Source organism: Paracoccus sp. (in: a-proteobacteria), assembly GCF_047973135.1.
GTDB lineage: Bacteria > Pseudomonadota > Alphaproteobacteria > Rhodobacterales > Rhodobacteraceae > Paracoccus.
In genome coordinates this window covers 1-6802 of record NZ_JBKEBL010000337.1, presented here as the reverse complement: position 1 = coordinate 6802, position 6802 = coordinate 1, and the positions used below count along the sequence as shown (strand labels likewise).

At 64.2% G+C, this 6802-nt stretch carries 9 protein-coding genes; 2 read left to right on the top strand and 7 right to left on the bottom strand.

Annotated elements, in window-relative coordinates; genetic code table 11:
* Positions 1-252 precede the first annotated feature (252 nt).
* From ACK5L9_RS23975 to ACK5L9_RS23955, 5 genes are all read right to left on the bottom strand, one after another.
* Complete coding sequence (locus tag ACK5L9_RS23975) at positions 253-1287, bottom strand: MaoC family dehydratase (protein ID WP_416913969.1); 1035 nt, start codon at positions 1285-1287, stop codon at positions 253-255.
* Positions 1284-1490, bottom strand: a complete 207-nt coding sequence (locus ACK5L9_RS23970) for a DUF1737 domain-containing protein (protein ID WP_416913968.1) — start codon at positions 1488-1490, stop codon at positions 1284-1286. Before ACK5L9_RS23970 ends, ACK5L9_RS23975 begins: the two co-directional genes overlap by 4 nt.
* A gap of 3 nt (positions 1491-1493) precedes the next feature.
* Positions 1494-2042 (bottom strand): NnrU family protein, encoded by a 549-nt coding sequence (locus ACK5L9_RS23965; RefSeq protein WP_416913967.1) that lies wholly within the window; start codon positions 2040-2042, stop codon positions 1494-1496.
* A gap of 43 nt (positions 2043-2085) precedes the next feature.
* Positions 2086-2937 carry an HpcH/HpaI aldolase/citrate lyase family protein gene (locus ACK5L9_RS23960; RefSeq protein ID WP_416913966.1) on the bottom strand — a complete coding sequence of 284 codons (852 nt, stop codon included), beginning with the start codon at positions 2935-2937 and terminating at the stop codon, positions 2086-2088.
* 83 nt (positions 2938-3020) lie between these two features.
* Complete coding sequence (locus ACK5L9_RS23955; RefSeq protein ID WP_416913965.1) at positions 3021-3770, bottom strand: sulfite exporter TauE/SafE family protein; 750 nt, start codon at positions 3768-3770, stop codon at positions 3021-3023.
* A gap of 159 nt (positions 3771-3929) precedes the next feature.
* Here ACK5L9_RS23955 and mdh point away from each other — a divergent pair, with 159 nt between their 5' ends.
* The gene (mdh, locus tag ACK5L9_RS23950) at positions 3930-4892 is read left to right on the top strand and encodes a malate dehydrogenase (protein WP_416913964.1); all 963 of its coding nucleotides are present in this window, start codon (positions 3930-3932) and stop codon (positions 4890-4892) included.
* 37 nt (positions 4893-4929) lie between these two features.
* Here mdh and ACK5L9_RS23945 read toward each other — a convergent pair whose 3' ends face one another.
* Entirely contained in the window at positions 4930-5736 is an 807-nt protein-coding gene (locus ACK5L9_RS23945) for a hypothetical protein (RefSeq protein ID WP_416913963.1), read from the bottom strand.
* Between the two features lie 9 nt (positions 5737-5745).
* A complete protein-coding gene (locus tag ACK5L9_RS23940; RefSeq protein ID WP_416913962.1) occupies positions 5746-5997 on the bottom strand; it encodes a glycosyltransferase family 2 protein in 252 nt (83 codons plus the stop codon).
* 215 nt (positions 5998-6212) lie between these two features.
* Between ACK5L9_RS23940 and ACK5L9_RS23935 the strand changes: the two genes are divergently transcribed.
* The coding region (locus ACK5L9_RS23935) for an ATP-grasp domain-containing protein (RefSeq protein ID WP_416913961.1) at positions 6213-6802 on the top strand (590 nt) is incomplete at its 3' end.

The following is a 6802-nucleotide window of genomic DNA, read 5'->3' as shown; positions in this document are numbered from 1 at the left end:
TGCGCCGGATCGCGCCGGACCCGACATGAGAGATATTCACCGGAACACACCCTCGTGGCGTGTATCGATAGCCGGCACCTGCAAATATGGAAGGACATCGCAACAGCCTTGCGGCCAACAACTCATGACACGCTCCTTCGCCCGAAAATCTAGGCAGGATTTCCAAAAAATGGCCACCGGTTTTCGGATAAAAATCCTGCAAAATCAAACAAGCCTAAGCAAGCATTCGTGGGCAAAGCCACGAATATCTGCTTAGGTCGGTATCAGCGCCCAGTAATCCAGATCCAGCAGAACCTCGGGCGCATATCTGCCATCCCCGTCCTTCAGCACGAAAGCCGCGCTGTCTTGCTTGGTCGCGACCAGCCGCAGCCGGACAGCGCCGACGCCAGGCGCGGCGGTTTCGGCCTTGTCCAGCACCTCGGACCAGGCCCGCACCGTATCGCCCGCAAAGCAGGGGTTGGCATGCGCCCCGCCATTCAGCGCCACGATCATCTGCGCATTGGCCAGCCCGTTGAAGGACAGGGCGCGGGCCATGCTGATGACATGGCCGCCATAGATCAGCCGCTTGCCATCTTCGCGGTTGGTGGCGTCGAAATGCACCTTGGCGGTGTTCTGCCACAGCCGCGTGGCCAGCATATGCTCGGCTTCCTCGATGGTGACGCCATCCACATGGTCGATCTTCTCGCCGATGGCGTAGTCGCCCCAGCGATGCGGCTCGCCCGCCAGTTCAAAGTCGTAATCCGAAAAATCCAGCCCCTCGGGAATCACCAGATCTTGCGCCGCGACCGCATCGGCCAGATCCGGCACCACGGTTTCGGGTGCCGGGGCGTCAGTGTCGCGCTTGCGCACCATCACCCAACGGACATATTCCAGCACCGGCTGGTCCATCTGGTTATATCCGCGCGTGCGCACCCACACCACACCGGATTTGCCGTTGCTGTTCGGCTTCAACCCGATCACCTGCGATTCGGACCGCAGTGTATCGCCCGGCCAGACAGGCAGAAGCCAGCGCCCCTCGGCATAACCCAGATTGGCGACGGCGTTCAGGCTTATGTCCGGGACGGTCTTGCCAAAAACGATGTGAAAGGCGATCAGATCGTCCAGCGGGCTGACTTCAAGCCCGCAATCCGTCGCAAATTCATCGCTGGAATACAGCGCATGTCGGGCCGGATACAGCGCATGATACAGCGCCTTTTCGCCCTCGGCCACGGTGCGCGGCACGGCATGGCGGATCACCTGCCCGACCTTGTAATCCTCGAAAAAGCGGCCCGGATTTGTCTTTGTCATTGTTGTCCCAGTTTCATCTCGGGGTGATACTCGGCCTCGACCTGCTTGGTCACGGCCTGCGCCATCCGCATCACGCCCGTGACCGGATCATGCGCCATCGCCGGGCCACCATGCAGCGACCAGCCCTTTGACAGCGCCTCGCTGACGCGATGGCAAAATTGCGAGGTGTCGTCATCGGTGATGCAGCGGTACAGCGTAGTCATGCTTCAGGCTCCAAGGGGATTATAGCCCAGCCAGGTGTGAATCAGCGCCAATACGCCAAAGACCACCAGCGTGCCGACGACCGCCATCGCCTCTTTCCGCGCCGGAACCGGTTGGGGCGGGGTCCAGCCCGGCTCGCGGCTGTTGATCACCACGATCTCGGCCAGCGCCCAGACCAGCAACCCGCCAAACAGCACGAAAGAGGGCAGATCGCCGTTCGGCAGCAGATGGGCAACGGCCCACAGCGCGAATCCCGTCAGTTGCGGGTGGCGGATGCGGCGCGTGATGCCGGTTTTCATGCCGGATGCCGCGAACAGGTAAATCCCGGCCAGAACCAGCAGGTTGTTGATCCCCTTCAGCGCCCCGGACGGACCCCACCAGACCGGCCCGTCAACGGACCTGAAGCCCCAGACCATCAGAACGACGGACAGAATCAGCAGTCCGGTGACGATTCCCTTGCCCGGCTCGCCGAATTGGGCGCGATTTTCCGGGATGACACGTTTCCACAAATGCGCCGCCCACCACAGGGCAAGGCCAAGGACAAGGATCAGCATCTGGCTTCCTTTCGCTTGATGTGAATGCGCCCCGAGATTGCCCCTATCCGGCCATGGCTGCAATGGCCCCCGCCCGGTCCAGGGTCTTGCGGGCGGTTTCGACATGCAGATTCTCGACGATCTTGCCATCGACCACGGCGACGGCCTTGCCCCCGGCGATGGCAGCGTCAAATGCCTCGATCTGGCGGCGGGCCAGGTCGATCTCGGCCTCGGTCGGGGCAAAGGCGGCGTTGGCGATGGCAAGCTGGGCGGGGTGGATCAGCGTCTTGCCGTCAAAGCCCATGTCGCGGCCCTGTTCGCATTCGGCGCGCAGGCCCTCGTCATCCTTGAAGGCGTTGAACACGCCGTCAACGATCACCTTGCCATGGGCCTTGGCCGCCAGCAGGCACAGCCCCAGCCCCGCCTGCATGGGCAGACGGTCGGCGCGGAACCGGCTGTTCAGTTCCTTGGCCAGATCGTTGGTACCCATCACCATCCCCTCAAGCCGTGGATGAGCGGCGATTTCGGCGGCGTTCAGCATGCCAAGCGGCGTTTCCATCATCGCCCACAGGGGCGTGCCCGGCACCAGCGCGGCCACCCGGTCCAGATCGGCGGCGCTGTCCACCTTGGGGATCAGGACGGCATCGGCATGGCCCGCCAACGCGCCCGCGCAGGCCTGTGCATCGCCCTGCCCCCATTCGGTCGCCAACCCATTGATCCGCACGATCCGCGCCCGCCCGCCATAATCATTGCGCAGCGCGGCGGCCAGATGGTCGCGCGCGGTTGCCTTTTCGCCCGGTGCCACCGCATCCTCCAGATCAAAGATGATCGCATCGGCGGCCAGCCCCTGCGCCTTTTCCATGGCGCGCGTGTTGGCGGCGGGAATATACAGAACGGAACGGTAAGGGCGGGCCATCGGCACATCTCCGGGAAATTTTCTTGCGCGAAACTGCCGCGAGGTGTCAGAAATGGCAAGGGGATTCTCGCCGCAATGCGGCATCATCCCGCCACTGCCTTCCAGACAAGCCGCAGCGATACCGCCAGCAGCAGCCAGGTAATCAGTTTGTAGAACAGGGCCTGCGGCACGATCCGCACCAGTTGCAGCCCGACCCAGACCGAAACCAGCGCCACAGGCACCAGCAGGGCGGCGGTTTTCAGATTCGTGAGCGATAACTGCCCAAGCGCGGCATAGGGAAGCAGCTTGACGGCGTTCACCACCGCGAAATACCAGGTCGTCGTTCCCGCATAGATCAGCGGAGACAGGCGCAACGGCTGGATATAGACCTGATAGGGCGGCGATCCGGCATGGCTGACAAAGCTGGTATAGCCGGTCAGCGCCCCCCAGAAACTGCCCCGCAGGAACGAGGGCTGGCGCGCCTCGCGGTCAAGGACCGGCCGCATCAGCGCGTTCACGGCAAAGATCAGCCCGATCAGCCCGACGATCAGCGTCACGCCCCGTTCCGGCACAATATGGGCGGTCGCCCATCCAAGCGCGATCCCCGCGACCGCGCCCGGCAGCGCGGTGATCAGCACACGGGCGTCAAAACCGCGCCGAAAGGCCAGCAGCCCACCCATGTCCGACACCACATAGACCGGCAGCAGCAGCCCGGCAGCCTGCACGGGCGACATGGCCAGCGACAGGATCGGCACCGCCATCATGCCCACCATCGCCAGCCCGCCCTTGGCCGCGCCCACCGCCACGGCGGCAAGAATGGCCAGCGCCCATCCCTGAGTTGTCAGTTCCAGCATCCGATCCCCCGGTCAGCCCGCGCGGACATGCGCCTTCGGGGGCAAAATGACAAGCGTTAGGGCCATCAGCGCCGCGCTGCGGCGACAAAGGCTTGCGATTTCTTGCGCAAAGCTCTAACCACCGCGCAATAATCATCCAATCCATATCGGAGGTTTTCCATGGCCCGACCCAAAATCGCACTTATCGGTGCGGGGCAGATCGGCGGCACGCTTGCGCATCTGGCCGCAATGAAGGAACTGGGCGATGTCGTCCTGTTCGACATCGCCGAAGGCACCCCGCAGGGCAAGGCGCTGGACATCGCGGAATCGGGCCCCTCGGAAGGGTTTGATGCCGCGCTGAAAGGCACCAGCGATTACGCCGATATTGCGGGCGCAGATGTCTGCATCGTCACCGCCGGTGTGCCGCGCAAACCGGGGATGAGCCGCGATGACCTGCTGGGCATCAACCTCAAGGTCATGAAATCCGTGGGCGAGGGCCTCAAGGCGCATGCGCCCAACGCCTTTGTCATCTGCATCACCAACCCGCTGGATGCAATGGTCTGGGCGCTGCGCGAATTCAGCGGCCTGCCGCATAACAAGGTCGTCGGCATGGCAGGGGTGCTGGATTCGGCACGTTTCCGCCATTTCCTGTCGCTGGAATTCGGCGTCTCGATGCGCGACGTGACGGCCTTTGTGCTGGGCGGGCATGGCGATACGATGGTGCCGCTGGCGCGCTATTCGACCGTTGCCGGCATCCCGCTGCCCGATCTGGTCAAGATGGGCTGGACCACGCAGGAAAAACTGGACGCCATTGTCCAGCGCACCCGCGACGGCGGCGCCGAGATCGTCGGCCTCTTGAAAACCGGCAGCGCCTTCTATGCGCCCGCGACCAGCGCCATCGAAATGGCCGAGGCCTATCTGAAAGACCAGAAGCGCGTCCTGCCCTGCGCGGCCCATGTGGACGGCGCCTATGGTCTCAAGGGGCTGTATGTCGGCGTACCGACCGTGATCGGTGCCGGCGGCATCGAGAAGATCATCGACATCAAGCTGGACAAGGACGAGCAGGTCATGTTCGACAAGTCCACCGATGCGGTGAAGGGGCTGGTTCAGGCCTGCAAGGGCATTGACCCCACGCTGGGCTGATCACCGCCTTATCCCCGATAGCAAAGGTGCCGGCCGCTCAGCGCGCCGGCACTTTTCTGATGATTCCCGCCAACGAGGCGCTGCCCTGATAGCGCCGGCTGCCGGCAAAGACCGGCGAACGCTCCAGCACCCCGGCCGCGTTCAGCATCTCATGATAATGGCGCGCGCCGCCGAAATGCTGGCCACGCTGTGCCGTATATTCCAGCCCGGCCACGCCGCGCGTGAACTTGTAATGCAGCAGCGCCGCGATGCTTTCGGACATGCGATAGGGCTCGCGCAGCCGATGGGCGCCGACGAAATGCGTGCCAGGCCGCCAGCGCAGCAGCGCCACCTTGTGCATGTCCATCGCGCCCTTGAAAAAACGCCGCGCCAGCCTGCGGGCGATGCGGTGACGCAGCAGCCCCGCCCCGCGCGGCGTCACCGCCCCATCCAGCCCCGCCACTCGGTCCAGCGCCGCCAGCGCCAGCCGGCCCATGCGCAGGCCGGGCACCCGGAACAGCCGGTCGCGCAAGCCCCCATGCACCGAGAGCGGCGGCGTCGCGGCCTTGCGCCGGGCCTTGGTTGAATTGAACATGAAATGATAGCCCAGCGGCGCCAGCCCCGGACCGTCGAACCAGGGAAAGGCCTCGGTCAGGCTGCCAGCCCCCTCGCGCGGGTAAAGATGTCCGGCCAGCGGCAGGTCGGCATACATATCGATCATCACCGACAGCACCGCCTCGGCACCTTCGGCCTCCAGCGCGGCGATGCAATCGGTCAGGCCCTGCCGCTCATGGTCGGCAAAGACGAAATGCTCGTCCAGATCGGACAGCAGCACCCAGCGATCCGCCGCGTGCCGGTCCAGCAACTGCTGGCGCTAGGCCAGCTTGTCGCGCGCATAGCTGGAACCGGCGACCGGCTGCATCAACGTGACATCGGGCATCGCCTCAAGCGCGGCGCGGGTGCCGTCGGTCGAATGATCGTCCACGATGATGAAATGGATCGGTCCCAGCGCGCGGTAATGGGCCAGAAAGGGCGCGATCAGCTTGGCCTCGTTATGGGCCAGCGCGATCAGCGGCAGGCCGCCGGGCTGCGGCGCGGGTCGGATTTCGTCAAGCAGAGTCGGCAATTCCGAGCCTTTTCGATTCTGGCAGAGGGCGGGACGGCAGCTTAGCCGCGATGCTGCACCGCCGCAACGAGCCCTCTTGTGATCACAGTCCTGAAATGTGTGATCACAAATGTGGGATAAGCTACGATTTTCAGCTTTCGGCAGCGCTAACCTCTTTGAGGCAGCGCACATGGTATGGCACAAGCCCCGGCAACCGACAACTGCGGGGAAACATCATGAATATCCATGAATACCAGGCCAAGGCGCTGCTGCGCCAATACGGCGCGCCGGTCTCGGACGGCCGCGTGGTGATGAAGGCCGACGAGGCCAAGGCGGCGGCGGGCGAACTTGACGGCCCGCTTTGGGTCGTCAAGGCCCAGATCCATGCCGGCGGACGCGGCAAGGGCCACTTCAAGGAAGCCGCCGCCGGCGAAAAGGGTGGCGTGCGTCTGGCCAAATCCGTGGCCGAGGCCGAGGAACTGACCCGCCAGATGCTGGGCCGCACCCTGGTCACGCATCAGACCGGCGCCCCCGGCAAGCAGGTCAACCGCATCTATATCGAGGATGGCAGCGGCATCGAGCGCGAGTTGTATCTGGCGCTGCTGGTCGATCGCGGCTCGTCCCGCGTCAGCTTCGTCGCCTCGACCGAGGGCGGCATGGACATTGAGGAAGTCGCGGCCAGCACCCCCGAAAAGATCGTCAGCTTCAGCGTCGATCCGGCCTCGGGTCTGTCGGATTTCCACGGTCGCCGCGTGGCCTTTGCCCTTGGCCTGTCGGGCGGGCAGGTCAAGCAATGCGTGGCGCTGATCCGCAACCTGTATCGCAT

Coding starts and splice junctions, on each gene's coding strand:
- ACK5L9_RS23975 (WP_416913969.1), bottom strand. CDS start 1,287: ATGACAAAGACAAATCCGGGCCGCTTTTTCGAGGATTACAAGGTCGGG.
- mdh (WP_416913964.1), top strand. CDS start 3,930: ATGGCCCGACCCAAAATCGCACTTATCGGTGCGGGGCAGATCGGCGGC.
- ACK5L9_RS23965 (WP_416913967.1), bottom strand. CDS start 2,042: ATGCTGATCCTTGTCCTTGGCCTTGCCCTGTGGTGGGCGGCGCATTTG.
- ACK5L9_RS23960 (WP_416913966.1), bottom strand. CDS start 2,937: ATGGCCCGCCCTTACCGTTCCGTTCTGTATATTCCCGCCGCCAACACG.
- ACK5L9_RS23955 (WP_416913965.1), bottom strand. CDS start 3,770: ATGCTGGAACTGACAACTCAGGGATGGGCGCTGGCCATTCTTGCCGCC.
- ACK5L9_RS23970 (WP_416913968.1), bottom strand. CDS start 1,490: ATGACTACGCTGTACCGCTGCATCACCGATGACGACACCTCGCAATTT.